Consider the following 26,654-nt stretch of genomic DNA (forward strand, 5'->3'; position numbering starts at 1 on the left):
GGGATCCCGAGGGGCGCATGCCGCTCGCGGACCACCTGCGCGAGCTGCGCAACCGGCTCGCGAAGGGTGTCCTGGCGATCCTCGTCGTGACAGTGGTGGCGGCCTTCTACTACAAGGACATCACCGACTTCGTCACCAGGCCGGTCCTGGACTCCATCGGGTGCCCGCAGACGTTCGGGCAGCTCGCGAAGTCCAAGGACGCCCACTGCGCGCACCTCACCGTCAGCGGCCTGCTGGCGCCCTTCACGCTGGCCCTGAAGGTCGCGCTGACCACCGGCATCGTCCTGGCGGCGCCGGTGTGGCTCTACCAGCTGTGGGCGTTCGTGGCGCCCGGTCTGCACCGCAACGAGAAGAAGTACGCCTACGCCTTCGTGGGCTTCGGCTTCCCGCTCTTCCTGGCCGGCGGCTACCTCGCCTACAACGTGCTGCCGACGACGGCGAAGTTCCTGATCGACCTGACGCCCAGCGGCGCCGAGAACCTGCTGCCGCTGGACGACCTGCTCGACCTGAGCATCCGCATGGTCGTCGTCTTCGGTCTCGCCTTCGAGATGCCGCTGCTGCTGATCATGCTGAACCTCACCGGCATCCTGTCCGGGCGGCGCATGCTCGGCTGGTGGCGCGGCATGATCGTCGGCATCGCGGCCTTCGCGGCCGTGGCCACGCCCAGCCCCGACCCGGGCACGATGCTGGCCCTGGCGGCGCCGATCTGGGCCCTGTTCTTCATCGCCGTGGCGTTCTCCCTGCTCAACGACCGCCGCAGGCGCCGGCGCGAGGGGACGGGCCTGTCCGACGACGAGGCCTCCGAGCTGGACCTCACGCCCGAGGCCATCGGCGAGATCGAGCCGGTCAGCGCCAGCCGCTCGCTGCCCGAGCAGTCCGGTCCGGAACGGGTCAACGGCTACGACGACGTGACCTGAGCCACCCCACGGTCTCCGGCCGGCCGCTCGCCCCGCGAGCGGCCGGCCGTTCCGCGTCCGGGGCCGGGCGAGGAGCACCCCTGCCGGGCCGATCGCGATAATGATCGTCCTGTTGTCAGTGCGGCCCGGTACGCTCGAAAGCACGATGACAGAGGACCTCTCACCGGCCGAGCGGTACGCGGCAGCGCGCAGGCGAGCTGCCGAGCAGGCCACCGCGCTCGCGGGTTTCCGCGAGATGTACGACTTCGGCCTCGACCCCTTCCAGATCGAGGCCTGCCAGGCGCTCGAGGAGGGCAAGGGCGTGCTGGTCGCCGCGCCCACCGGCTCTGGCAAGACGATCGTGGGCGAGTTCGCCGTCCACCTCGCCCTCCAGCAGGGCCGCAAGTGCTTCTACACGACGCCCATCAAGGCGCTGTCCAACCAGAAGTACTCCGACCTGTGCCGTCGCTACGGCAGCGGCAAGGTCGGCCTGCTCACCGGCGACAACAGCCTGAACTCCGACGCCCCCGTGGTCGTGATGACCACCGAGGTGCTGCGGAACATGCTCTACGCCGGCTCCCAGACCCTGCGCGGCCTGGGCTATGTGGTGATGGACGAGGTGCACTACCTCTCGGACCGCTTCCGCGGCGCCGTCTGGGAGGAAGTGATCATCCACCTGCCCGAGTCGGTGACCCTGGTGTCGCTGTCGGCGACCGTGTCCAACGCCGAGGAGTTCGGCGACTGGCTGGACACCGTGCGCGGGGACACCCAGGTGATCGTCTCCGAGCACCGCCCGGTGCCGCTGTTCCAGCACGTGCTGGCCGGGCGCCGGATGTACGACCTGTTCGAGGAGGGCGAGGGTCACCGCAGGGCGGTCAACCCCGACCTGACGCGCATGGCCCGCATGGAGGCCAGCCGCCCCAGCTACCAGGACCGCAGACGGGGCCGCGCCATGCGCGAGGCGGACCGCGAGCGCGAGCGCCGGCAGCGCACCCGCATCTGGACGCCCGGCCGTCCCGAGGTCATCGAGCGGCTGGACGCCGAGGGCCTGCTGCCCGCGATCACCTTCATCTTCAGCCGCGCCGCCTGCGAGGCCGCCGTCCAGCAGTGCCTGTACGCGGGCCTCAGGCTCAACGACGAGGAGGCCCGCGAGGAGGTCCGCGCCCTGGTCGAGGAGCGCACCGCCGCCATCCCGCGCGAGGACCTGCACGTCCTCGGCTACTACGAGTGGCTCGAAGGCCTGGAGCGCGGCATCGCCGCCCACCACGCGGGCATGCTGCCGACCTTCAAGGAGGTCGTCGAGGAGCTGTTCGTGCGGGGCCTGGTCAAGGCGGTCTTCGCCACCGAGACCCTCGCCCTCGGCATCAACATGCCCGCCCGCTCGGTGGTGCTGGAGAAGCTGGTCAAGTGGAACGGCGAGCAGCACGCCGACATCACCCCCGGTGAGTACACGCAGCTCACCGGCCGGGCCGGCCGCCGCGGCATCGACGTCGAGGGCCATGCGGTGGTGCTCTGGCAGCGTGGCATGAACCCCGAGCACCTGGCGGGACTGGCCGGCACCCGCACCTATCCGCTGCGCTCCAGCTTCAAGCCGTCGTACAACATGGCGGTCAACCTGGTCGAGCAGTTCGGCCGGCACCGCTCCCGCGAGCTGCTGGAGACCTCCTTCGCCCAGTTCCAGGCCGACAAGTCGGTGGTCGGGATCTCCCGGCAGGTGCAGCGCAACGAGGAGGGCCTGAGCGGCTACAAGGAGTCGATGACCTGCCACCTCGGCGACTTCGGTGAGTACATGCGGCTGCGCCGGGAGCTGAAGGACCGTGAGACCGAGCTGGCCCGACAGGGCGCCTCCCAGCGGCGCGCCGAGGCCGCCGTCGCCCTGGAGAAGCTCAAGCCCGGCGACGTCATTCACGTCCCCACCGGCAAGTACGCCGGGCTGGCCCTCGTCCTGGACCCGGGTCTGCCGGCCGGCCGCTCGAACGGTCACCGCGGCTTCGACCACCAGGACGGTCCGCGCCCGCTCGTCCTGACCGCCGAGCGGCAGGTGAAGCGGCTCGCGGCGATCGACTTCCCGGTGCCCGTCGAGGCGCTGGAGCGGATGCGGATCCCGAAGTCGTTCAACCCGCGCTCCCCGCAGTCCCGTCGCGACCTGGCCTCCGCGCTGCGCACCAAGGCCGGGCACATCGCACCGGAGCGGCACCGCAAGCGGCGCTCCCAGGCGGCCGACGACCGCGAGATCGCCCGGCTGCGCACGGCGCTGCGCGCCCACCCGTGCCACGGGTGCGACGACCGCGAGGACCACGCTCGCTGGGCCGAGCGCTACCACCGGCTGCTGCGCGACACCAAGCAGCTGGAGCACCGCATCGAGGGCCGCACGAACACCATCGCGCGCACCTTCGACCGCATCGTCGCGCTGCTGACCGAACTCGACTACCTGCGCGGCGACGAGGTGACCGAGCACGGCAAGCGGCTCGCCCGTCTCTACGGCGAACTCGACCTGCTCGCCAGCGAATGCCTGCGCGAACGGGTCTGGGAGGGCCTCGGCCCGGCCGAACTCGCGGCCTGCGTCTCGGCGTTGGTCTACGAGGCCCGGGCGGCCGACGACGCCATGGCGCCCAAGCTGCCCTCCGGCAAGGCGAAGGCGGCGCTCGGGGAGATGGTGCGGATCTGGGGCCGGCTGGACGCCCTGGAGGAGGACTTCCGCATCAGCCAGACCGAGGGCGTCGGCCAGCGCGAGCCCGACCTCGGCTTCGCCTGGGCCGCGTACATGTGGGCCTCGGGCAAGGGGCTCGACGAGGTGCTGCGCGAGGCGGAGATGCCCGCCGGCGACTTCGTGCGCTGGTGCAAGCAGGTCATCGACGTCCTGGGCCAGATCTCGGCGGCGGCGCCCGCCGAGGGCTCGACCGTGGCGAAGAACGCCCGCAAGGCGGTCGAGGGACTGCTGCGGGGAGTGGTCGCCTACTCGTCGGTGGGGTGACCCCGCCGGACGCCGGGGATGGGGCGTGACCGTGTGCGGCGCAGCCGGACACGGTCACGCCCCATCGCGTTTTTCACCTGTCCCGGTGAGCCGCGTTCGCACGCCCGTACGCGATCACGCTCCGCGTTCGAACACCATCGCAGCGTGTAAATCACCAGAGCGTACTCCTGGGGCGCACGGCGATTCAGGTGCTTGCCGAATATGACACGGCGATGATCCGGTCGGACTAGGCTCGCCCGCAGCGCACCGAGTTGAGGTGTATTCGTGCGCTTGTTCCCAAACATCTCAAGGATTCCGAAGATCCCGACTGTTCCATGAGATACCCCACTGGAAGCTGCCCCGAACCCCAGCCGATTCGTCTCAGAGGGCTTACATGGTGAGTGTTCAATCGCCCCCCGGTGGTCGCGAACTTCCCTACGCGCGCGTGCTGTTGCTGCCGACCGTGCTGATGGCGGCCGCCTCCGGCGCCGCCGTCGCGCTGGTGACGGTCCCCGCCCGCCTGGCCGTCGCCTGCTGCGGCGCCGTCGCCACCCTGCTCGTGCTCGCCACCGCCGCCGAAGCGGTGCGCCGCGGACGCGTCATCCGGGACCAGCGGGCGGAACACGCCCAGCGGACCGCGTACCTGGAACGGCGCATCGCCGCCCACGACGAGGAAGTCGCCTACCTCGGCGACGAGATCCTGCCCGCCACGGTCGCCCACCTGCGCGCCGGCCACACCCCGCGGGAGGTGATGCGAGACCTCATCGACGGCGACCCCGAGTGGTGCCGGATCCCGGAGTCGCAGCGCGCGGTGGTGCGCATGATCCTCAAGATCGTGGACCACGAGGAGAACATGCGTGACTCCACGCAGCGCTCCTTCGTCAGCATCGCCCGGCGCGTCCAGGCGATCGTGCACCAACAGGCCAGCGAGCTGCGGGAGATGGAGGAGGACCACGGCCGCAGCCCCGAGGTCTTCGACGACCTGCTGCGCATCGACCACGGCACCGCGCTGATCGGCCGCCTCGCCGACTCCGTCTCCGTCCTCGGCGGCGGCCGGCCCGGCCGCCAGTGGCCCAACCCGGTCACCCTCTACAGCGTGCTGCGCGGCGCGATGTCCCGCATCCTGGAGTACCGCCGCATCGAGCTGCACTCGATCGCCAAGGTCAACATCAAGGGCACCGACGTCGAACCGGTCATCCACGCCGCGGCCGAACTCCTCGACAACGCCACCCGCTACTCCCCGCCGCACACCAAGGTGCACGTCACCGCCATCGAGGTGCAGAGCGGCGTCGCCATCGAGATCGAGGACGGCGGCGTCAGCCTCAACGAGGAGTCCCGCGCCCGCATCGAGCGGATGCTGGAGGCCGCCAAGGCCGGGACCGACCTGCAGGAGCTCGGCGAGATGCCCCGCCTCGGCCTCGCGGTCGTGGGCCGGCTGTGCACGGCGTACAAGATGCAGGTCTCGCTGCGCTCCTCCGCCTACGGCGGCGTGCGCGCCGTCCTCGTCGTGCCCAGCGACATGATGACCACCGACCCCGCGCCCGGCCTCGCCCACGGCATCGGCGCCACCTCCATCCCGCTGCCCGGCGCGGACGCCGTCGAGGGCCCCAAGCGCGCCCCGAAGAAGCGCCGCCCCACCAGCCCGCGCATCCCCGCCTCGGTGTCGATGGAGGACGACGTCCCCGAAGTCACCGAGTGGACCGCGAACGGCCTGCCGCAGCGCCGCAGCAAGGTCACCGTCCCGCTCAGCCGGCGCATCGCCGAGCAGATGGCCGCCGAGCGCGCCGAGGAGGAGGCCCGGACGCACGGGCGGTCCGTGTGGACCCCGCCGGAACCGGAGCCCCGTCCCGCCGACGACGAACCCGAACCGGGCCTGTGGGTCGAGGCCTTCTGGGACGGCTTGAAGAAGGACAACCCGGGCCCCGACCCGACCGCGTTCACACAGGACCCGACCGCTTTCATGCACCTGATCGAGGAGCCGGCCCGCGCCGAGGCCGACGACGAGGGGGACCGCAAGTGATTCAGCAGCGAGCCAACTTCGACTGGATGCTCAAGGAACTCGACGACGGCGTACCGGGCATCGAGATGATCGTGGTGCTGTCGGCCGACGGCCTGCGCATCGCCCGCTACGGCGGCGACCCCGACGCCGCCGACCGGGTCGCCGCGGCCTGCGCGGGACTCCAGAGCCTCGCGACCGCCGTCGCCGGCGAGATCCCGGGCAGCGACGGCCGGATGAAGCTGGTGGTCATCGAGATCAACGGCGGCTACTTCTACCTGATGTCCGCCGGCGCCAACGCCTACCTCGCCGTGCTCGCCGACATCCGGACCGAGCCCGGCATGATGAGCGCCCGCATGCGCGACCTCGTGGTCCGCATCGGCGCCCATCTGACCAGTCCGCCCCGCCGCAACGGGCAGACCGTATGACGCCTCCGCGGCGCCAGAGGCGCTTTCCCGCCCTCGAACCCCCGCCGCCCGGACCCGCCAAGTCCGGCGAGGAGAAGAACCCCGAGCGGCTGTACGTGGTCGCCGGCGCGGGCGAGGACGGCGCCCGCGCCGCCATCGACCTGGTGACGCTGATCGTGGCGCACGCCGATCCGCCCCCGTCCGCCACCCCCGAACAGGCGGCACTGCTGCGGCTGTGCACCGCCCCATTGTCCGTGGCCGAACTCTCGGCCTATCTCAACCTGCCGTTCAGCGCGATGACGGTCCTGATCACCGAACTGCTGACGGCCGAACTGGTACAGGCACGCGCACCCGTCGTCCGCAAGGCGGTGCCCGACCGTTCCCTTCTCGAAGCGGTGATGCATGGACTTCAACGGCTCTGACACCCTCCCCGGCCCCCGGGCCGAGGACCATCTGCCGCACACGGCCCAGGCCGCGGCGAAGATCGTCATCGTCGGCGGTTTCGGGGTCGGCAAGACCACCATGGTGGGCTCGGTCAGCGAGATCAGGCCGCTGACCACCGAGGAGACCATGACCCAGGCCGGCGTCGGCGTCGACGACAACTACGGCTCCGAGTCCAAGACGGCCACCACCGTGGCGATGGACTTCGGCCGCATCAGCATCACCGACCAGCTGGTGCTCTACCTCTTCGGCACCCCCGGCCAGCAGCGCTTCTGGTTCCTGTGGAACGGCCTGTTCGAAGGCGCGCTCGGCGCGGTCGTCCTGGTCGACACCCGCCGCCTGGAGGTCAGCTTCGACGTCATGGGACGGCTGGAGGAGCGCGGCGTGCCGTTCGTCGTCGCCATCAACTCCTTCCCGGACGCGCCCCGTCACCCGATCCCCGAGCTGCGTGCGGCGCTCGACCTGGCCGAGGACATCCCGATGGTCGACTGCGACGTACGGCGCCGGGCCTCCAGCCGGGACGTGCTGCTGACCCTGGTGCGCTTCCTGCACTCCCTCACCCTGACCGGCTCGCCCAGCTGAGCCCCCACGCCTGCCTCTTCCTCTCAGTTCCGAAAGCGACCGCTGTGACGCCTGAACCCCATTCCCTGACCGGTCCGGACGACCTCACCCCCGGACCGCCCCCGGGCTGCCCCGCGCACGCCGTCGGGCCCCAGGGCCTGTACCGGCTCCACGAGGTGCGGGACCTGCGCGCGCTGTACCGCCGGCTTCGCGAGGAGCACGGCCCGGTGGCGCCCGTGCTGCTCCACGACGACGTGCCGATCTGGGTGGTCCTCGGCCACACCGAGAACCTCCACATGGTGCGCACGCCCTCGCAGTTCACCCGGGACAGCCGGATCTGGACCCCGCTCACCGACGGCAGGGTCAAACCCGACCACCCGCTCATGCCGCACTTCGCCTGGCAGCCGGTCTGTTCCTACGCCGAGGGCGAGGAGCACAAGCGGCTGCGCGGCGCGGTCACCGCGGCGGTGGAGACCATCGACCACCGCGGGCTGCGCCGCGACATCGGCCGCGCCACGCAGCGGCTGGTCAACCGGTTCTGCGAGGCGGGCCGCGCCGACCTCGTCGACCAGTTCGCCGAGCACCTGCCGATGGCGGTGATGTGCGAGGTCCTCGGCATGCCCGAGGAGTACAACGACCGGATCGTGCAGGCCGCCCGCGACATGCTCAAGGGCACCGAGACCGCGATCGCCAGCAACGAATACATCATGGGCTGTCTGCGGCGGCTCACCGCGCGTCGCCGGGCCGAGCCCGCGGACGACTTCACCAGCCACCTCATCGGCCATCCGGCGGGCCTGAGCGACGACGAGGTCGGCGCCCACCTGCGGGTCGTCCTCATCGCCTCCTACGAGGCCACCGCCAACCTGCTGGCCAACACCCTCCGCCGGGTGCTCACCGACCCCGGGTTCCGCGCCCAGCTCAACGGCGGGCAGATGACGGTGCCGCAGGCGGTCGAGCAGTCCCTGTGGGACGAGCCGCCGTTCAGCACCATCCTCGGCTACTTCGCCAAGCAGGACACGGAACTGGGCGGCCGGCGCATCCGCCGCGGCGACGGACTGCTGCTCGGCATCGCCCCGGCCAACGTCGACCCGAGGGTGCGCCCCGACCTCGACGCCGACATGCGGGGCAACCGCTCCCACCTCGCCTTCAGCGGCGGTCCGCACGAGTGTCCCGGCCAGGACATCGGCCGTGCCATCGCCGACATCGGCGTCGACAAGCTGCTGACGCGGCTGCCGGACGTCCGGCTCGACTGCCCCGAGGAGGAGCTGCGCTGGACCGAGTCGATGGCCTCGCAGCACCTGGTGGAGCTGCCCGTGCGGTTCACCCCGCGGCCGCAGCAGGACGTACGGTCCCAGCCGAGCCACACCCCGATGCCGCTTCCGCAGCAGCGCGCCGCCTGGGAGATCGGCACCGTGCGCAGGCCCGCCCCGCCCGCCGCGCCCCCGGGCCCGCGGGGGCCGGAGGCCGGTGCCGGGGCGCCCCGGCCGCACACCGGATCCGCGCCGACCGCCGTGAACGCGCCCGCGCCGTCCGCGCCGCCCGTCCCGGAAGCCGCCGCAGGAGCCGGCGCGGCGGACGGCCGGAGCCGTCCGAGCCGGTGGCAGCGCTTCCTTCGCTGGTGGCGCGGTGAGTGAGGGATGAGGTCCGGCCGGTCGGCGTCCCGCGCCCGCGGCGCGGTCACCGGCCGGCCGGCCACTCCCCGGGACCGGACCAGGCCGCGAGCGTCCGCCCGCTGCGGAAGCGGTGCTCCACCCCGGTGACCGGATCGGTGAACTCCAGGACCCGCGCCAGCAGTTGCAGCGGGCGCCGGAAGTCGCCGGGCGGTCCGTCCCCGGTCACCACCGGGTAGAGCGGATCCCCGAGGATCGGCACGCCGAGCGCGTTCATGTGCACCCGCAGCTGATGCGTCTGCCCGGTGTGCGGCACCAGCCGGTAGCGGGCCGGACCGTGCGCCCGGCGCCCGATCAGCTCGACGTCCGTGACTGCGTTCGGCTCGCCCGCCACCTCCACGGCGGTCAGCACCCCGCGCTCCTTCACGATCCGGCTGCGCACCGTCCGGGGCAGACCGAGGTCCGGGTCGTACGGCGCGACGGCCTCGTACTCCTTGCGCACCCGGCGGTCGCGGAAGAGCGTCTGGTAGGCGCCGCGTTCCTCGGGCCGCACCGTGAACAGCACCAGGCCGGCGGTGAGCCGGTCCAGCCGGTGCGCGGCGCCGAGCGCCGGCACTCCCAGCTCGTGGCGGAGCCGGGCCAGCGCGGTCTCGGCGACGTGTGTGCCGCGCGGGGTGGTGGCGAGGAAGTGCGGCTTGTCCACGACGACGATGTGCTCGTCGCGGTGGACCACCTCCAGCGGGAAGGGCACCGGCGTCTCGGCGGGCAGCTCCCGGTGGAACCAGACGAACATCCCCGGCTCGTACGGCGCGTCGGGAGCCACCGCCCGACCGTCGGCCGCGACGATCCGCCCCGCCTCGAACATCTCCTCGACCACTCCGGGCGCCGCCCCCGACAGCCGCTCCACCAGGTGTTCGCGCACGGTGGCCCACGGCCCTTCGGCGGGCAGCCGCACCCGCACCGGGTCCACCCCGCGACGCTGGGGCAGGGGAGCGGGCGGAATCCGGGTCCTACGTCTCACCCGGTGAAGCCTACGAGGCGCCCGAGAGGCGGGGAGAACCGCCGGCCCCTGTCCCTCGGACGCCGGCCCTGATCCCCGCAGGTCTCACGCGGCCGGGGCCGCGCCCTCCTGCTCGGCCTCGATACGGGCGTTCCACTCCCGCTTGGAGGCCTGCCAGCCGTCCTCGTTGTGGCCGAGGCGCCAGTAGCCGGAGATCGACAGGTCCTCGCGCGGGACGGCCCGCTCGACCCGCAGCAGCCGCCGCAGCTCCTTCACGAAGCCCGCCTCGCCGTGCACGAACGCCTGCACCCGGCCCTCGCGCCACCGCAGCGCCCGTACCGCCTCGACCAGCGCCTCGCCGACCGGACGGTCGCCGCGGTGCAGCCAGACCACCGGCACGTCGGAGTCGATCTTCTGCTCCTCCTCGGGGCCGGAGACCTCCACGAAGACGTGTGCCGTGACTCCCCCGGGCATCGCCTCCAGGGAGCGGGCGATCGCCGGCAGGGCGCTCTCGTCGCCGGCGAGCAGATGCCAGTCGGCGCTCGCGTCGGGGGCGTAGGCGCCGCCGGGGCCCATGAAGCGCACGGTCTCGCCCGGCCTGGCCAGCAGCGACCAGGGGCCCGCCAGGCCCTCGTCGCCGTGCACCACGAAGTCCAGGGTCAGCTCGTGCAGATCCGGGTCCCAGGAGCGCACCGTGTAGGTCCGGGTCACCGGCCACTGCTCGCGCGGGAACTCCGCGCGGATGCGCTCCATGTCGAAGGGCTCGGGATAGGTCGCGCCCTCGGCCGGGAACAGCAGCTTCACGTAGTGGTCCGTGCACGTGCCGGCCGAGAACTCGGCCAGCCCCTCGCCCCCGAGCACCACGCGCTGCATGTGCGGGGTCAGCCGCTCGGTGCGGACGACCTGCGCGGTGTGCACCCTTCGCGGCTTGCGCGCCGGACGTTCTGCCATGACGGCCTCCACTCTCCCCATGCTTAGGCTTGCCTAAGTTAGCACCTTCCGCCGGGTGGCACCTCTTCCCTCCGTCTTCCCCGTCTGTGTCAGGTGCGGCCGCCGTGCCCCGGCCGTCGCACCCGCCTCTCACGCCGCCAGCGTGTCGAGCAGCCGCCGCAGGGAGCCGCCGAGGCCCCAGCGGCCGGCCAGCTCCGCCAGCGCGTCCGCGTCGCGGGGGGCCCGCGGCACCGCCGTGTCGACGTCCGGCAGCGGCACGTCGTCGGCCACGCGGACCACTTTCGGCGCCACCGCCAGGTACGGCCGCGCCGCGTCGAGCCGCTTGCGCTGCGAAGGCGTCAGCTTCGCCCTCGGGTCGTCGACGGCCGCCAGGATCCCGGGCAGGTCGCCGAACGCGGCCAGCAGCTTGGCCGCCGTCTTCTCGCCGATGCCGGGCACGCCCGGCAGTCCGTCGCTGGGGTCGCCGCGCAGCAGCGCCAGATCCGCGTACCCGCGGCCGTCGACGCCATACTTCTCGCGCAGCACCGCCTCGTCCGTGCTCTGCAGGGTGCCCACCCCCTTGACGGGGTACAGCACGCGCACGCCGCGCGCGTCGTCCACCAGCTGGTACAGGTCCCGGTCGCCGGTGACGATGTCCACCGGGCCGCTCGAGCGCGCGGTGAACGTGCCGATCACGTCGTCCGCCTCGTACCCGGTGACGCCCACGCGTGCGATGCCCACGGCGTCCAGGACCGCCTCGATGACGGGGACCTGCGGGGACAGGGTGTCCGGCACCTCCTCGGTGTCCGGGCCGCCCGGGTGCTCCTCGGCGACGCGGTGCGCCTTGTACGAGGGGATCAGCTCGACCCGCCACTGCGGCCGCCAGTCGGCGTCCATGCAGGCCACCAGATGGTCGGGCCGGTGGTCCTTGACCAGGCGGTCGATGAAGTCGAGCAGTCCGCGCACCGCGTTCACCGGTGTGCCGTCCGGGGCCCTGACCGAGTCCGGGACGCCGAAGTAGGCGCGGAAGTACAGGGATGCGGTGTCGAGGAGCATCAGTCGTCCGGTCACGCCTCGCATCATGCCGTACACCACTGACAGTCACCGGATCCGGTGTGAGGCAGGCCACTTCTGTGTTTGGCCTTCGGGGGTCTGGGCAGGCGCGCGCCCGAGCCAGAAGTAGTTGCGTTATTCAACTGTTACGGAATCTTTGGCTCCGTCCCTGTCCCCGACGACGAGAGGTGCGCGTGTCATCCAGACTTGAGGCCCACCACCTGTACAAGGTGTTCGGCAGACGACCCGACCAGGCCGTGGAGAAACTCCAACAGGGCGCCGACCGCGAGGAACTGCGCGCCGACGGCACCACCGCCGCCGTGATCGACGCCTCCTTCACGGTGGACCCCGGCCAGATCTTCGTCGTGATGGGACTGTCCGGCTCCGGCAAGTCCACCCTGCTGCGCATGCTCAACGGACTGCTGGAACCGACCGCCGGCCAGGTCCGCTTCGACGGGCAGGACCTGACCGCGCTCACCGGCCGTGAGCTGCGTGAGGTCCGCTCCAGGAAGATCAGCATGGTCTTCCAGCACTTCGCGCTCTTCCCGCACCGCAGCGTCCGCGAGAACGCCGCCTACGGCCTGGAAGTGCAGGGCGTGCCCCGCGCCGAGCGCGGACGCCGCGCCGACGAGGCGCTCGCCCTGTGCGGCCTGGCCGGCTGGGAGGACTCCTGGCCCGACGAGCTCTCCGGCGGCATGCAGCAGCGCGTCGGCCTCGCCCGCGCGCTCGCCACCGACGCCGACCTGCTGCTGATGGACGAGTCCTTCAGCGCCCTGGACCCGCTGATCCGCCGGGACATGCAGGACCAGCTGCTCCAGCTGCAGAAGACCCTGAAGAAGACCATCGTCTTCATCACCCACGACCTCAACGAGGCCATGCGCCTGGGCGACCGCATCGCCGTCATGCGGGACGGCCGGATCGTGCAGACCGGCACCGCCGAGGACATCCTGCTGCGCCCCGCCGACGACTACGTCGCCTCCTTCACCCAGGACGTCGACCGCTCCCGGGTGCTGACCGCCGAGGCGGTCATGGACCGCGAGGTGCGCGGCGACGAGGCGGACTGCGGCTGCGAGACGGCCGCGCCGGACACCCCGTTCACCGAACTGTGCGCGATCAGCGCCCGGGTCTCGCACCCCGTCGCCGTGCTCGACGCACACGACACCCTGGTCGGCGTCGTCCCGCGTCAGCACCTGGTCGGCTTCCTCGGCGACGAGAGCGCCGACGCCCCCGGCCCCTGCGACGCACCGCGCGGCAAGGGCGGACGCAAGGAGGTCGCCCGTGCCTAGGATCCCGCTCGGCGACTGGGTCAACTCCGCCGTCGACTGGCTGCTGGCCCACATGGCCTGGCTGTTCGACTTCTTCAAGACCGTGTTCACCGGCACCTACGACGGGATCGACGCCGTCCTCCAGGCGCCCGAGCCGCTGCTGCTCGCGGGCATCTTCGCGGTGCTCGCCTGGTGGCTGCGCGGCGCCCTCGCCGGTGTCCTCACCTTCGTGGGTTTCGCGTTCATCGACTCCCTGGAGCTGTGGTCGGACGCGATGGTGACGCTGTCGCTCGTCCTGGTCGCCACGCTCATCGCCCTGGTGGTCTCGGTGCCGGTCGGCATCTGGGCGGCGCGGTCCGACCGGGTCAGCGCCGTCGTCCGGCCGGTTCTGGACTTCATGCAGACGCTGCCCGCGATGATCTACCTCATCCCGGCCATCCTGTTCTTCGGCACGGGCGCCTCCGCGGGCATCGTGGCCACCCTGATCTTCGCCCTGGCCCCCGGCGTGCGCATGACCGAGCTGGGCATCCGCCAGGTCGACAAGGAACTGGTGGAGGCCGCCGAGGCGTTCGGCACCACCCCCCGCGACACCCTGCTGCGCGTCCAGCTGCCGCTGGCCCTGCCCACCGTGATGGCCGGCGTCAACCAGGTGATCATGCTCGGGCTCTCCATGGCCGCCATCGCCGGCATGGTCGGCACCGGCGGCCTCGGCGGCGACGTCAACGAGGCCATCGGCCAGCTCAACGTGGGCCTCGGCTCCGAGTCCGGCGTCGCCATCGTGATCCTCGCGATCTACCTCGACCGGATGACCGGCGCGCTGGGCACCCAGGTATCGCCGCTCGGCCGGCGCGCCGCCGCCCGGGCGCGCGCCGTCAAGGGCCTGAAGATCTGGTCCTACCGTCCGCGCCCGCAGATCGCCGTGATCGGCGTCGTCGTCCTCGCCCTCGCCGCCGGCGGCATGGGCGTCCTCGGCGGCGGATCCGGCGCCACGGCCGCCGCCGACGCGCAGGACGTCGGCAAGGGCAAGAAGCTCACCCTCGGCTACATCCCCTGGGACGAGGGCGTCGCCTCCACCTTCCTGTGGAAGGAGATCCTCGAACAGCGCGGCTACCGGGTGGACGCACGGCAGTTCGACGCCGGTCCGCTCTACACCTCGCTCGCCCAGGGCAGCGTCGACTTCGAGACCGACTCCTGGCTGCCGACCACCCACGCCCAGTACTGGAAGAAGTACGGCAAGCAGCTCGACGACCTCGGCTCCTGGTACGACCAGACCTCCCTGGAGCTGACCGTCCCGTCGTACATGAAGGACGTCGACAGCCTCGACGACCTCAAAGGCAAGGCCGCCGAGTTCGGCGGGAGGATCACCGGCATCGAGTCCAGCGCCGGCGAGACGGCCCTGCTCAAGAGCAAGGTCCTCAAGGAGTACGGCCTCGACAAGGAGTACAAGGTCGTCGACAGCTCCACGCCCGCCATGCTGGCCGAGCTCAAGCGCGCCTACAGCAAGAAGGAACCCATCGTCGTCACGCTCTGGTCCCCGCACTGGGCGTACAGCGACTACGGCCTGAAGAAGCTGAAGGACCCCAAGGGCGCCTGGGGCAAGGGCGACGGCGTGCACACCCTGGCCCGCAAGGGCTTCGCGGCCGACAACCCGGTGGTCGGCGCCTGGCTGAAGAACTTCGAGCTGGACGAGAAGCAGCTCACCGGCCTCGAAGCCCAGATCAACAAGGCGGGCAAGGGCCGCCAGCAGGACGCCGTGCGCGCCTGGCTGAAGTCCCACCCCGGCCTCGTCGACAAGCTCGCCCCCGTGCCCGGCGGCTCCGGCGACAAGCCGGCCGAGGCGAAGCGGCCCCTGAACGTCGCCTGGTTCCCCTGGGACGAGGACGTCGCCGTCACCCACCTGTGGAAGAACGTCCTGGAGCGCCGCGGCTACGAGCTGAACCTCAAGCAGATGGACGTCGGCCCCGTCTACACCGGCCTCGCCGGCGGCGACATCGACCTCGACTTCGACGCCTGGCTGCCCTACGCGCAGCAGAACTACTGGGACAGGAACAAGGCGAGACTGAAGGACCTCGGCACCTGGTACCGGCCGACCTCCCTGGAGATCGCCGTGCCGTCCTACGTCAAGGACGTGAAGTCCCTCGCGGACCTCAAGGGCAAGTCGTCCCTGTTCGGCGGGAAGATCATCGGCATCGAGCCGGGCACCGGCGAGATGAACCTGCTCAAGACCAAGGTCCTGCCCGGCTACGGCCTGGACAAGGAGTACAAGGTCGTCGACGGCTCCACGCCGGCGATGCTGGCCGAGCTCAAGCGCGCCTACGCCAGGAAGCAGCCCGTGGCCGTCGTGCTGTGGTCCCCGCACTGGGCCTACAGCCGCTACGACCTCACCAAGCTGACCGACGACAAGAAGCTCTTCGGCGTCGGCAACACGGTGCGCACCATCTCCAGCCTGAAGTTCCCCGAGCGGTACCCGCGGCTCACGAAGTGGATCAGGAACTTCCGGATGAGCGAGGCCGAACTCGGCAGCCTGGAGAGCGAGATCAACCAGCGCGGCCAGGGCCACGAGGACCAGGCGGTCGACGCCTGGCTCAAGCAGCACCCGGACGTCGAGCAGCGGATGACCGCCGGCTGACCGGAACGCCGTACGCCGCCCGAGGGGCGGGCCTCCCCGGCACCGCGGGGGAGGCCCGCCCCTCGGCGCGTTCCGGGCGGCCCCGCCGGGCGCGTACGGGCGCCGTCCGGGGCGCCGGAGCCGACGGCACGAATCAGGCCAACCACGGAGAGCCACCCCCTCGCCCCGGCTCCCCGCACCTCTGGCGGGCGCCGCGGGGACGGCGGCGCCGATCGGGTGACGAGGGCCGCACGGAACGCCGTCCGCCTCGCCGGACCCGTCGCCGCGCCCCCGCGCCGGTCCCGCACGCACCCCCCGGCGGCCCTGATCCACTGGCGCGAACCAGGGGGTCGGTCCTACGGGATCCTTACGTCGATGCGAAGGCCACGTGAAACGGTTTGCCGAACATGCGTAGGGTGCAGAGAAGTCATCAGGACAGGTGCGCCCGGAAGCGGGCCCACGGACAACGGACCGACGAGCGAGGGAAGGAGCCGCAGCGATGGGCGACAACAAAGAGCAGCCCCTTCGCGTGGGCGCCGCCGTACGGCGGCGACGGCGCGCGCTGGACCTCACCCTCGCCGTCGTGGCCCAGCGCAGCGGCCTGTCGGTGCCCTTCCTGAGCCAGGTCGAGAACGACCGGGCCCGCCCCAGCCGGGGATCGCTGGAGAAGGTCGCCGACGCGCTGCGCACCACCGCCGTCGAACTGCTGGCGGCCGCCGACCCGGCGTGCAGCGTCGACGTCGTACGCGGCGAGGCCACCGAGCTGGAGCCCGAACCCCGCGTGCGCTCCCTGGTGCGCGGCCACCACCAGCTGCACGCCTCCGAGTTCACCGGCGACCACGACGCCGGCCGCGAGTTCCAGCACCGCAACGACGAACTGATGTACGTCGCCGACGGCGCGGTGGAGATCGAGGCCGAGGGCCGCGCCTACCGGCTGGCCCGCGGCGACACGATGTACCTGACCGGCGGGGTCCGCCACCGCTGGCGGGCGACCGTCCCCGACACCCGGGTGATCGTGGTGGCCGTGGCCGAGCACATCGAGGCGGTACAGGACCGGACGCGCTGATGCGGGTCGTCTCCCTGGTGCCCTCGCTCACCGAGGCGATCGCCGTGACGCTGCCCGGCGTCCTGGTCGGCGCCACGGACTGGTGCCGCCGTCCGGCGGGCCTCGAGGTCGCCCGGATCGGCGGCACCAAGAACCCGAGGACCGACCGGATCGCGGACCTCGCCCCCGATCTGGTGGTCGCCAACGAGGAGGAGAACCGCGCCCCCGACCTCGGCGCCCTGCGCGCGGCCGGCATCGAGGTGCTGGTCACCGAGGTGCGCGACGTTCCGCAGGCCTTCTCGGAACTGGCGCGGGTGCTGGCCGCGTGCGGCGCGGCCGGCCGGCCGCGCTGGCTGGAGGAGGCGGAGGCCGCCTGGACGTCGCCGCCGGCGGGGCCCCGCAGGAGCGCCGTGGTGCCCGTCTGGCGGCGGCCGTGGATGGTGCTGGGCCGGGACACCTTCGCGGGCGACGTGCTGTCCCGCCTCGGCGTCGACCACCTCTACGCCGACCACGAGGAGCGTTACCCCCGCGTCCCGGCCGAGGAGCTGCGCGCGGCGGCGCCGGACGTCGTCGTCCTGCCCGACGAGCCCTACCGCTTCACCGCCGACGACGGGCCCGAGGCCTTCGCGGGCCTGCCCTGCGCCCTGGTCAGCGGACGGCACCTGACCTGGTACGGGCCGTCGCTGGCCGAGGCTCCGCGGGTGCTGGGCGAGGCGCTGCGAGCAGCGCCCCGCTGACCAGCCCCCGGGCCGTGTGCACGGCCGCGGCGGCCCAGGCGGCGACGAGGACGGCGTACAGGACGAGGGCGAGGCCGTCGTAGACGGCGAGGCGGGTGTGCCGGGCCAGGGCCGAGGCGCCCGTCACGCAGGTGCCGACGGGGAAGGTGAAGGACCACCACGTCATCTCGAAGCCCATGCCCCGCCGGGCGGCGCGCAGCACCTGGGCGGCGGCGAAGGCGAACCAGAGCACCGCGAAGCCCATCACCGGGACCCCGTAGAGCAGGGCGAACGCCGTGAAGCCGGTGTCGTAGGGGGCCGCGACGACACCGCCGGCCGTGTCCGCGAAGGCCCCGGCGGCGGTCGTGGACTGGCCCAGCGGGCCGAGGACCAGGAACAGCGTCGGGGTGAGCGCCAGGGGCAGCGGCCCGGCGATCAGCAGCCGGCCCAGCACCAGCGGCAGCAGGGCCAGCGTCGCCAGCAGACTGAGCCCGAACATCGCCACGCACCCCAGCAGCAGCGTCTCGCGCGCCTGCCCGGCCGGCAGATGCCCGACGAGCGCGGGCCCGAGGGCCGCGGAGACCATCGGCGCGACCACCGGCAGCAGCCACACCGGCGTCACCTGGTGCGGCTCGATCCGGTGGTGCACGGCCATCAGGTACGGCACCGCCACGGCGGCCACGAGACCGACGACGGTGCCCGCCGTGAACAGCACGGTGTCCAGGGCGAGCGCGACCGAGGAGCCGGTCCAGTCCCGTCCCACGGACAGCGCGCCGCCGCCGACCGCCAGCAGCGCCATGGCCAGACAGCCGTAGAACGGGGCCGCGGCCGGATCGAGGAGGTGGGCGCGGGCCTGGTCGCGGTGGTGCGCCCAGTGCAGCGCCCGGGCGGTCAGCAGCACCAGCAGCCAGACGAGCGAGAGGGCCCACACGGCGGTGCACACGGTCCGCAGCCCCGGCACGTGCACGGGCAGCGCCCCTCCCGCGGTGCCGACGGCGGCCGTGCCCATGACGGAGCCGTACCAGTGGGGGCCCAGGTGGCGCAGGGCGGGGAGCCGCGGCCGGGGCGCGGCAGGGACGGACAGGGAATGCGCTGCGGTGACCATGGGTTCAGGCTTTCGCGGGGACCACGCCCCCCACCAGGGGGTTTGTCTCTATCAGGGCATAAGCTGTGTTTATGAGCGGGGCGAGGAGGCCGGAGGTGGAGACAGGCGGCGCTGCGGGACGGCCGGTCCCGGCGACCCTGGCGCACCGCGTCCCGGACCTGGGGGCGCTGGAACTGCTGCTGGCGGTGGCGCGGCTGGGCAGCCTGGGCGGCGCGGCCCGGGAACTGGGCATCACCCAGCCGGCGGCCAGCAGCCGGATCCGCTCCATGGAACGGCAGCTGGGCCTCGCATTGGTGGACCGCTCGCCGCGCGGCTCCCGCCTCACGGACGCGGGCGCGCTGGTGACGGACTGGGCCCGGCGGGTCGTGGAGGCCGCGGAGGCCTTCGACGCGGGGGCGCAGGCGCTGCGCGACCGCCGTGACTCGCGGCTGCGGGTGGCGGCCAGCATGACGATCGCGGAGTACCTGTTGCCCGGCTGGCTGATCGCGCTCAGGGCCCGGCGGCCGGACACGGCGGTGTCGCTGCTCGCCGGGAACTCCGCGATGGTCGCCGAACGGCTGCTGGCCGGCGAGGCGGACCTCGGCTTCGTCGAGGGCGTCTCGGTGCCGGCCGGCCTCGACTCCGTCGTCATCGCCCACGACCGCCTGATCGTGGTGGCCGCCCCCACCCACCCCTGGGCCCGCCGCCGGCGACCGCTGGACGCGGCGGAGCTGGCCGCGACGCCACTGATCCTGCGGGAGACCGGCTCCGGCACCCGGCAGGTGCTGGACGCCGCCCTGGGCGGCCTGGCCCGGCCGCTGATCGAGCTGTCCTCGACGACGGCGGTGAAGGCCGCCGCGGTCAGCGGGGCCGGCCCGGCGGTGCTGAGCGAACTGGCCGTCGGCGACGAGCTGTCCCTGCGCCGCCTGGTCACCGTCCCCGTCGAGGGCGTCGCGCTCAGGCGCGACCTGCGCGCCGTCTGGCCGGCCGGCCACCGCCCGGCGGGCCCGGCCCGCGAGCTGCTGTCCCTGACCCGCTCCGGGGCCGGGTGAGCCGACGGCGACCGGCTCCGGCGGGGCGAGGGGCCTCAGCCCGGTGCGCCCGCGTCCGCCGCGAGGACCAGCGCCCGCATCACGCGCGGGTCGTCGCCCATCTCCGGATGCCACTGCACGCCCAGCACCCAGGCGCCCTCCGGCGCCGGTTCGACGGCCTCGACCGTGCCGTCGGCCGCGTGGGCCGAGGCGATCAGGCCCTCGCCGAGGCGGTCGACGGCCTGATGGTGGTACGTGGGCACGGTCGTCGCCTCGGGGACGGCGGCCGCGTACCGGGTGCCGGGGACCGGCCCGACGGGATGGCCGCCGAACACGCCGGTCACCTCGGCGTGCCCCGCCAGGTGCTGCACCAGGGTGCCGCCCAGGGCGACGTTGAGCAGCTGCATGCCCCGGCAGATCCCCGGCAGCGGGACGCGCGCGTGCAGCGCGGCCTCGATCAGGGCCAGCTCCCAGGCGTCACGGACGGGTGAGGGCGGGTTCGTACGGGGGTCCGGCTCGGCGCCGTAGCGGGCCGGCTCGACGTCCGGGCCGCCCGCGATCACCAGCCCGTCGAGCCGGGCCACCGTCGCCGCCGCCCGCTCCGGCGCGTCCGGCGGCAGCATCGCGGCGAGCCCGCCGGCCCGCTGCACCAGCCGGGGGCAGGCGGCCGGCAGCAGCACCGCCTCCAGCTCCCACACGCCCCAGCGCGCCCCGGCCTCCAGGTACGTACTGACGCCGATCAGCGGTCGTCCGCCCACAGCCCCTCCTCGGCCTCGCGCGTCCGGGGCGATCCCGCGGCCGGGCGGCCCCGCGCCGGAGGCGGCTCTCGCCTGCGCGGCCGGTCCCGCGGTCGCTGAGGTCTCGCCTCCCCGGCGGGCGGACGCCCTACAGGAACGTATGCCCCTCGCCCCGGTACGTCGGCACGGACGCCGTCACCCGGTCTCCCTCGACGAGGTGCAGGGTCTCGAACCGCTCGCACAGCTCGCCCGCCTTGGCGTGCCGGAACCACACCTTGTCACCGATCAGCAGGTCGTCGGCGGGCGAGCCGAGTAGCGGCGTCTGCACCTCGCCGGGTCCCTCCTGCGGGTCGTAGCGCAGCCCCTCGGGCAGATACGGCACCGGCAGCCGGTCCTGGCCGGCCGCGCCGGACGCCGGGTAGCCGCCGCCGAGCACCGTGACGACGCCGACCCCGGGCCGGCGCACCACGGGCTGCGCGAACAGCGCCGCCGGACGGCCCCGGAACGACGTGTAGTTGTCGAACAGGCGCGGCACGTACAGCCCGGAGCCCGCGGCGATCTCGGTGACCGCGTCCTCCCCGGCGGTGTGCTGGACGCTGCCCGTGCCGCCGCCGTTGACGAACTCCAGGTCCGGCACCACCGCCCGGACCGCCCGCACCACGGCCGCCCGCCGCTCCGCCAGCTCCCGCCGGGCGGCCGCCTGCATGAGCCGGATCGCGCGCGAGCGCAGCGGCCGGCCGGCCACCGCGTCGCCGACACCGGCGACGTGCCCCTCGTACGCCATGATCCCCACCAGCTCGAACCCCGGCCGCCGGGCCACCGCGCGGGCCAGCTCGGCGACCTGGGCGGGGGAGAACAGCGGGGAGCGGAGCGCGCCGACGCGCACCCGGCCGCCGAGCAGCCGCAGCGAGGTGTCCAGCTCCAGGCAGACCCGCACGGCCTCGCGTCCGCCCTGGCGGGAGGCGTCGATCAGGTCGAGCTGCGCCGGGTCGTCGACCATCACCGTGACGGCGGCGGCGAGCTTGGGGTCGGCGGCGAGCTCGGCGAAGCCGGCGCGGTCGGCGGAGGGGTAGGCGAGCAGCACGTCCTCGAACCCGGAGCGGGCCAGCCACAGCGACTCCGCCAGGGTGAACGACATGACGCCCGCGAAACCGTCCCGGGCGAGGACGCGTTCGAGCAGCGCCCGGCAGCGCACGGACTTGCTCGCCACCCGGACCGGCTTGCCGCCGGCCCGGCGGACGAGGTCGTCGGCGTTGGCGTCGAACGCCTCCAGGTCGACGATCGCGACGGGGGCGTCGAGGTGGGCGGTGGCCCGGTCGTACCGGGCCCGGTCGGCGGCACGCGCAGTCATGAGCGAAGCCTGCCAGACAGGATTACCGCAGGGTAGGGGGACGTTCCGGGCAGATGCCCCGGGCCCGCGGACCGGGTTCCCGTCCACCCGGATTCAGCCCGTAGAGTGACGCGCACGTCCGGCGGAACGGCGCGCCTGTCCGGGCCGCGCGGTTGAGCCGGGATGGCACTTCGTTCGTACGGGTATGCGTGCCCGGTGACGACGAGTCGGCGTCGGGCGGGGCGACGAGGACCGCCGCTCGCCACGAAGCGGCCCGGGCACGAGGAAACGGGGGGTGCATGAGCACGGAAGCGCGCCACACCCCCATACCCCCGCGCCCCTCCGACCCGCCGCCCCCGCCCCCCGCCTCCGCCCGCTTCCCCGACGCCCCGCCGACGGTGGGCCGGGACATCCCGCCCGCCCCGCCGACGCGGCCCCCGACCCCACCGAACGCCACAGGCCGCCCCGCCGCGCCCGACGCGGCCCCCGACGGCGCCCGGAGCACCGCCGGCCCGGCCCCGGCCGATCCGACAGGGCGCCGCGCCCCGGGCGGGCCCCGCCTCCCGGGCGGGACGGCCGGGCCCGGCCCGGCGGCCCCCCGCCAGGCCCCCGCACGCCCGCACCAGGCCCCCGCACGCCCCGCGTCCGAGACCACCACCGCCCCACCCCGCCCGGCACACCGCCCGTCCGCCGCGGGACGCCCCGCCGGTGCACCGCCCGCCCGCCCCGGCGACGCGACGGCGAGCGCTACCGGTACGCCGTCGGCGCCGCCCGGCGAGCCCGCGGCCGATCGCCGGAGCGGCGGGCCGTTCGCGCGGCCGGGTGCCGTGGGACCCCTCACGCGGCCGGGTGCCGCATCCGCGGCCCCGCCCGCCGGCGGACCGACGCCGCGACCCGCCGACGCGCCGACCGGGTGGCCCGGCGGCACGACGGCGACGGGGCCCGCGGGCGCACCGACGGCGGCCGAAGGCGCCGACGCGTTCGCCGGGTGGGGCGCCGACGCCGCGCGGCCGGCGGCGACCGACTCGGAGACGACCCGGCTGCGCCCCGTATCCCCGCACCGGACGCCCGCGCCCGCGGCACCGCCCCGGTCCGCCGCCTCTCCGGGCCGCGTCTGCACGGCATCGCCCGACCCCGCCCTGTCCTGGAGCGCGGCCGGCGCTCGCGGCCCCGTACTCGACGCCCCACGGGCGTACTTCGCGCTCGGGGAGCCGGAGGGCTACGACGAGCGCGGACGGGGGCGGGCCCTCGGCGCGCGGTTGCGGCCGCGCACCGCGGTTGCGGCCGCGTGCGTCGTCCTCGGCCTCGGGCTCATCGGCGGCGCCGCGACCGGGAGCTGGCTCACCGGGGGCTCCGCGGGCGGCGGCCCGGCCGGCGCCTTCGCCGCCGCCGGGGCGCTGTGGCACGACGTGCCCGTCGACCAGCTGTTCCCGCCCACCGTGCTGGGCGCCGGCGCCGGGCCCGGTGGAGCGGACCGCACCTGGACCCGCGTGGCCGTCGCACCGGACGGCGGCTGCGCGGACGCCTTCGACCCCCTGCTCCGCAAGGCCCTCGCCCCGGTCGGCTGCGCCCGCCTGCTGCGCGCCACCTACACCGACGCCACCCAGAGCTACGTCACCACCGTCGGCCTGCTCTTCACCGACGCCGACGCCACCGACATGGCCGCGCTGGCCGCCCGGTTCGAGAACGAGGGCCTCGCCCGGCGCACCGACCTCATGCCCCGCCCCTACGCCGCCGAGGGCACCGTCGCCGCCGCCTTCGGCGACAAGCAGCGCGCGTCCTGGACCGTCTCGGTGCTGACCGAGGCCCCGGTGGTCGTCTACGCCGTCTCCGGCTGGGCCGACGGCCGCACCGTGGACGCCCCGCAGCCCGCCGCCGACGCGATGCGCTCCGGCGCCACCGCGGCACCCGCCCAGGCGGGCCTCGGCAACGAGGCGCAGGGCCTCGCCGACCGCGTCGAACGGGGCTTCCGCAAGACCGCCGCACCGGCCACGGAGAAGCCCTCGTGAAAGCCGCCGCCGCACCGGCCCCCGCCGCGCCCGCCGCCGCGCCGGCCGTTCCCGCCGCGCCCGTGGTCAGCCGCCGCGGCGCGGCCCTGAGCGTGCTCCTCGCCGCCTCCCTGGCCCTCGTACCGGCCGCCGCCGCGCACGCCGACGGCATCCGCGCCAAGCAGTGGGCCCTGGACGCCCTGCACACCCCGCAGCTGTGGCGGACCACCAAGGGCAAGGGCGTCACCGTCGCCGTCCTGGACACCGGCGTGGAGGCCGACCACCCCGACCTCGCCGGCAACGTCCTGCCCGCCAAGGACCTGATCGGCTTCGGCGCCGGGCCCGGCGACCGCGACTGGGCCCGGCACGGCACCGCCATGGCCGGCATCATCGCCGGGCACGGTCACGGCCCCGGCGACGCCGACGGCGTCATGGGCCTCGCCCCGGAGGCGAAGATCCTGCCCGTCCGGGTGATCCTGGAGGACGGCGACCCGGCCCGGGCCCGCGCCCGCACCACCCGGGGCAGCGCCCTCGCCGACGGCATCCGCTGGGCCGCCGACCACGGCGCCGACGTCATCAACCTCTCCCTCGGCGACGACTCCGACTCCGCGCACCCGGAGCCCGCCGAGGACGAGGCCGTCCAGTACGCGCTGAAGAAGGGCACCGTCGTCGTCGCCTCCGCCGGCAACGGCGGCGACAAGGGCGACCACATCTCCTACCCGGCCGCCTACCCGGGCGTGATCGCCGCGACCGCCGTCGACCGCTACGGCACCCGGGCCGCCTTCTCCACCCGCCGCTGGTACGCCGCGGTCAGCGCACCGGGCGTCGACATCGTCATCGCCGACCCGGACCACAGGTACTACGAGGGCTGGGGCACCAGCGCGGCCTCCGCCTTCGTCTCCGGCGCCGTCGCCCTGATCGAGGCCGCGCACCCGGGCCTGACGCCCGCGCAGATCAAGAAGCTCCTGGAGGACACGGCCCGCGACGCCCCCGTGGGCGGCCGGGACGACTCGCGCGGCTTCGGCATGATCGACCCCGTCGCCGCCATCGACGCCGCCGGCCGCCTGAAGCCGCGGGGCCTGCGCGCGGCGGCCTACGGCGACGAGTACTTCGGCCCCGGTCCCGACACCCACGAGACCCACGACGACACGTCCGGCTGGGCCGGCCCGCTCGCCGGCGGCGCCGGGGGAGTCCTCCTGGCCGTCGCGGCCGTGCTGTGGCGCCGCGGCCGCCGGGAGAACGTCTTCCGTTCCCGAGCTTGACGAGCAGGGGGCCCCCGTCGAGGACGCTTCGGCGCCTCGCGATCGCACGCACCGGACGCCGCGAGGCCCGACCTACGGGCGAACGACGGGGTTCTGTCAGAAACGACGGGCTCTTGTCGGACAGGCCCTGGGAGGCGTCCTTCCGCGCGGGACCGCCCGCGCCGCGGGACCCGCGCGATGTGGGCCCAGGGACCCTGGGTGAGCCGTGACCGGCCCGGATAGGCTCGGGGGCGTGGCGAACAAGAACATCCCCGACCCCGGCTTCTCCGACGACGACGGCTCCGCCGACCCCCGGCTGAGCGCCGCGCTCGCCGCCTGGGCCGAGGACCGCACCGCCGTGGACCCGGTGCTCCAGGCCCTGAAGGGCGCCCGGCTGCTGGTCCCCGTCGTCGCCGTGCTCGGCGAGGTGGAGGAGGCCAGTCAGGAGGAGCGCGAAGCTCCTTGGAAGGGCGGCGGCGGGAGCCGGGGGGGCGGGCTGCGCCGCGAGAAGACCAGCGACATGGCCGTGCCCACGCTGAAGGCCGGCGACCGCACCGCCCTGCCCGCCTTCACCTCCACCGGCTCCCTGGCCCGCTGGGACCCGGCCGCCCGCCCCGTCGCCGTACCCCTGCACCAGGCCCTCCAGGCCGCCGCGCACGAGAGGGCGGACACGGTCGTGCTGGACATGGCCGGGCCGGTGCCGTTCGAACTGACCGGGTCCGCGCTGCTCGCGCTCGCCGAGGGCCGTACGACGGCCGACCCGCTGGCCGACCCGGCGGTCGTGGCGGCCGTACGGGAGGCGGTGGCCGCCGAGCCGGCCGTGCTGCGCGCCCACCTCGGTCCCGGGCGCGCCGACGGCACCCTCGCCCTGGTCCTCGACCCGGCCGCCGCCCCCGACCCGGCCGAGGCCGCCCGCGCCGTCGCCGGCCGCCTGGCGGCCAGCGACACGCTGAGGGCCCGCCTGGTGCGCGGCCTCGACCTGGCACTGCTGCCGGCCGGGGCGACGCCGCCGGGCGAGCCCTTGTACGTGCGGGGATAGCTCAGCCGTAGACCGGCCCGGTGTACTTCTCGCCCGGGCCCTGCCCCGGCTCGTCCGGGACGACGGACGCCTCGCGGAACGCCAGCTGCAGCGACTTCAGTCCGTCGCGCAGCGGCGCCGCGTGGAAGGAGCTGATCTCGGTCGCGCTCGCGTCCAGCAGCCCGGCGAGCGCGGTCACCAGCTTGCGGGCCTCGTCGAGGTCCTTGTACTTGTCGCCCTCCTCGGTCAGACCGAGCTTCACGGCGGCGGCGCTCATCAGGTTGACGGCGACCGTCACGATCACCTCGACCGCGGGGACCTCCGCGATGTCGCGGGTCATGGCGTCGAAGTCGGCGACGCCGGGGTTCTCGGTGCTCTCGGTGCTCTCCGCGGGGTTCCCGGAGGGCTTCTCAGAGGGGGTCTCACTCATGCCCCACACGATAGGTGCAGCGCGGTCCCGCGCCGCACCGCGGCCCTTGCGGCCCGATTGGCCCTGCCCGTCCGATCCTGCTAACCTTGTGTAACGACCGGTCGGACACGTATGCCTCACGGCTAGCGTTCCGGCCCACAAGTGGAGGCTTTCGAACTCCCACCTGACCGCCCCTCGGGCGGCGGGTCACCGGTCAGACGGCCCCCGTCCCGGCGACGGCGGTCCGTCCGAACAGCGCGCCCCGTGGCATCACGGCGGTCGCTCCGGTAGTTCGAGGAGCCCCGCATGTGATCGTCCGGGGCATTTTTCGTGTC

The 26,654-nt window shown here is 74.0% G+C and carries 22 protein-coding genes; 15 read left to right on the forward strand and 7 right to left on the reverse strand.

Translation table 11 applies throughout. From position 1 onward, the window contains the following. Positions 1 to 17 precede the first annotated feature (17 nt). The 7 genes from tatC (at position 18) to ACH5A8_RS21585 (ending at position 8,888) form a co-directional block, all read left to right on the forward strand. Entirely contained in the window at positions 18 to 917 is a 900-nt protein-coding gene (gene tatC / locus ACH5A8_RS21555; RefSeq protein WP_399004243.1) for a twin-arginine translocase subunit TatC, read from the forward strand. 100 nt (positions 918 to 1,017) lie between these two features. Continuing rightward, entirely contained in the window at positions 1,018 to 3,870 is a 2,853-nt protein-coding gene (locus ACH5A8_RS21560) for a DEAD/DEAH box helicase (protein ID WP_399004245.1), read from the forward strand. A gap of 373 nt (positions 3,871 to 4,243) precedes the next feature. Beyond that, complete coding sequence (locus ACH5A8_RS21565; RefSeq protein ID WP_399004247.1) at positions 4,244 to 5,869, forward strand: sensor histidine kinase; 1,626 nt, start codon at positions 4,244 to 4,246, stop codon at positions 5,867 to 5,869. Beyond that, on the forward strand, positions 5,866 to 6,273 hold the full coding sequence (locus ACH5A8_RS21570; RefSeq protein ID WP_009187722.1) for a roadblock/LC7 domain-containing protein: 408 nt from the start codon (positions 5,866 to 5,868) through the stop codon (positions 6,271 to 6,273). The genes ACH5A8_RS21565 and ACH5A8_RS21570 overlap by 4 nt, the downstream gene beginning before the upstream one ends. Further along, positions 6,270 to 6,674, forward strand: coding sequence for a DUF742 domain-containing protein (locus ACH5A8_RS21575; protein WP_399004249.1), 405 nt, complete (start codon positions 6,270 to 6,272; stop codon positions 6,672 to 6,674). The genes ACH5A8_RS21570 and ACH5A8_RS21575 overlap by 4 nt, the downstream gene beginning before the upstream one ends. Further along, on the forward strand, positions 6,655 to 7,275 hold the full coding sequence (locus ACH5A8_RS21580) for a GTP-binding protein (protein WP_399004251.1): 621 nt from the start codon (positions 6,655 to 6,657) through the stop codon (positions 7,273 to 7,275). The genes ACH5A8_RS21575 and ACH5A8_RS21580 overlap by 20 nt, the downstream gene beginning before the upstream one ends. A gap of 44 nt (positions 7,276 to 7,319) precedes the next feature. Next, positions 7,320 to 8,888: a cytochrome P450 gene (locus ACH5A8_RS21585; RefSeq protein WP_399004253.1), complete on the forward strand. Its 1,569-nt coding sequence runs from the start codon at positions 7,320 to 7,322 to the stop codon at positions 8,886 to 8,888. 43 nt (positions 8,889 to 8,931) lie between these two features. Here ACH5A8_RS21585 and ACH5A8_RS21590 read toward each other — a convergent pair whose 3' ends face one another. From ACH5A8_RS21590 to ACH5A8_RS21600, 3 genes are all read right to left on the reverse strand, one after another. Continuing rightward, positions 8,932 to 9,885 carry an RluA family pseudouridine synthase gene (locus tag ACH5A8_RS21590; RefSeq protein ID WP_399004255.1) on the reverse strand — a complete coding sequence of 318 codons (954 nt, stop codon included), beginning with the start codon at positions 9,883 to 9,885 and terminating at the stop codon, positions 8,932 to 8,934. An 84-nt stretch (positions 9,886 to 9,969) separates the two neighbouring features. Further along, a complete protein-coding gene (locus tag ACH5A8_RS21595; protein WP_399004257.1) occupies positions 9,970 to 10,815 on the reverse strand; it encodes a siderophore-interacting protein in 846 nt (281 codons plus the stop codon). Positions 10,816 to 10,944: 129 nt separating this feature from the next. Further along, entirely contained in the window at positions 10,945 to 11,874 is a 930-nt protein-coding gene (locus tag ACH5A8_RS21600) for a 5'-3' exonuclease H3TH domain-containing protein (RefSeq protein ID WP_399004622.1), read from the reverse strand. 167 nt (positions 11,875 to 12,041) lie between these two features. On the opposite strand from ACH5A8_RS21600, the gene ACH5A8_RS21605 reads away from it, so the two are divergent. The 4 genes from ACH5A8_RS21605 to ACH5A8_RS21620 all read left to right on the forward strand — a co-directional run bounded on the left by ACH5A8_RS21605 (position 12,042) and on the right by ACH5A8_RS21620 (position 17,502). After that, positions 12,042 to 13,133 carry a glycine betaine/L-proline ABC transporter ATP-binding protein gene (locus tag ACH5A8_RS21605; RefSeq protein WP_399004259.1) on the forward strand — a complete coding sequence of 364 codons (1,092 nt, stop codon included), beginning with the start codon at positions 12,042 to 12,044 and terminating at the stop codon, positions 13,131 to 13,133. After that, positions 13,126 to 15,741, forward strand: coding sequence for an ABC transporter permease/substrate binding protein (locus tag ACH5A8_RS21610; protein ID WP_399004261.1), 2,616 nt, complete (start codon positions 13,126 to 13,128; stop codon positions 15,739 to 15,741). Before ACH5A8_RS21605 ends, ACH5A8_RS21610 begins: the two co-directional genes overlap by 8 nt. A 478-nt stretch (positions 15,742 to 16,219) precedes the next feature. Next, positions 16,220 to 16,786, forward strand: a complete 567-nt coding sequence (locus tag ACH5A8_RS21615; RefSeq protein ID WP_399004263.1) for a helix-turn-helix domain-containing protein — start codon at positions 16,220 to 16,222, stop codon at positions 16,784 to 16,786. Beyond that, on the forward strand, positions 16,786 to 17,502 hold the full coding sequence (locus tag ACH5A8_RS21620) for a helical backbone metal receptor (RefSeq protein ID WP_399004265.1): 717 nt from the start codon (positions 16,786 to 16,788) through the stop codon (positions 17,500 to 17,502). Before ACH5A8_RS21615 ends, ACH5A8_RS21620 begins: the two co-directional genes overlap by 1 nt. Here ACH5A8_RS21620 and ACH5A8_RS21625 read toward each other — a convergent pair. After that, complete coding sequence (locus ACH5A8_RS21625) at positions 17,414 to 18,586, reverse strand: TDT family transporter (protein WP_399004266.1); 1,173 nt, start codon at positions 18,584 to 18,586, stop codon at positions 17,414 to 17,416. The genes ACH5A8_RS21620 and ACH5A8_RS21625 overlap by 89 nt on opposite strands. A 71-nt stretch (positions 18,587 to 18,657) precedes the next feature. Here ACH5A8_RS21625 and ACH5A8_RS21630 point away from each other — a divergent pair, with 71 nt between their 5' ends. Next, the gene (locus tag ACH5A8_RS21630; RefSeq protein WP_399004267.1) at positions 18,658 to 19,617 is read left to right on the forward strand and encodes a LysR family transcriptional regulator; all 960 of its coding nucleotides are present in this window, start codon (positions 18,658 to 18,660) and stop codon (positions 19,615 to 19,617) included. A 35-nt stretch (positions 19,618 to 19,652) separates the two neighbouring features. Here the strand turns inward: ACH5A8_RS21630 and ACH5A8_RS21635 are convergent, their stop codons facing one another. Together ACH5A8_RS21635 and ACH5A8_RS21640 are read right to left on the reverse strand one after the other, a co-directional pair. Then, positions 19,653 to 20,354 carry a gamma-glutamyl-gamma-aminobutyrate hydrolase family protein gene (locus tag ACH5A8_RS21635; RefSeq protein WP_399004268.1) on the reverse strand — a complete coding sequence of 234 codons (702 nt, stop codon included), beginning with the start codon at positions 20,352 to 20,354 and terminating at the stop codon, positions 19,653 to 19,655. A gap of 127 nt (positions 20,355 to 20,481) precedes the next feature. Continuing rightward, positions 20,482 to 21,684 (reverse strand): amino acid deaminase/aldolase, encoded by a 1,203-nt coding sequence (locus ACH5A8_RS21640; protein WP_399004270.1) that lies wholly within the window; start codon positions 21,682 to 21,684, stop codon positions 20,482 to 20,484. Between the two features lie 806 nt (positions 21,685 to 22,490). On the opposite strand from ACH5A8_RS21640, the gene ACH5A8_RS21645 reads away from it, so the two are divergent. The 3 genes from ACH5A8_RS21645 (at position 22,491) to ACH5A8_RS21655 (ending at position 25,931) form a co-directional block, all read left to right on the forward strand. Then, positions 22,491 to 23,672: a hypothetical protein gene (locus ACH5A8_RS21645; RefSeq protein WP_399004272.1), complete on the forward strand. Its 1,182-nt coding sequence runs from the start codon at positions 22,491 to 22,493 to the stop codon at positions 23,670 to 23,672. 62 nt (positions 23,673 to 23,734) lie between these two features. Continuing rightward, positions 23,735 to 24,913: a type VII secretion-associated serine protease mycosin gene (gene mycP, locus ACH5A8_RS21650; protein WP_399004624.1), complete on the forward strand. Its 1,179-nt coding sequence runs from the start codon at positions 23,735 to 23,737 to the stop codon at positions 24,911 to 24,913. Positions 24,914 to 25,145: 232 nt separating this feature from the next. Then, on the forward strand, positions 25,146 to 25,931 hold the full coding sequence (locus tag ACH5A8_RS21655; RefSeq protein WP_399004274.1) for an SseB family protein: 786 nt from the start codon (positions 25,146 to 25,148) through the stop codon (positions 25,929 to 25,931). Position 25,932: 1 nt separating this feature from the next. Here the strand turns inward: ACH5A8_RS21655 and ACH5A8_RS21660 are convergent, their stop codons facing one another. Beyond that, positions 25,933 to 26,340: a DUF1844 domain-containing protein gene (locus ACH5A8_RS21660; protein ID WP_399004276.1), complete on the reverse strand. Its 408-nt coding sequence runs from the start codon at positions 26,338 to 26,340 to the stop codon at positions 25,933 to 25,935. Positions 26,341 to 26,654 lie beyond the last annotated feature (314 nt).

Source organism: Streptomyces sp. NPDC018610 (assembly GCF_044391765.1).
Classification (GTDB): domain Bacteria; phylum Actinomycetota; class Actinomycetes; order Streptomycetales; family Streptomycetaceae; genus Streptomyces.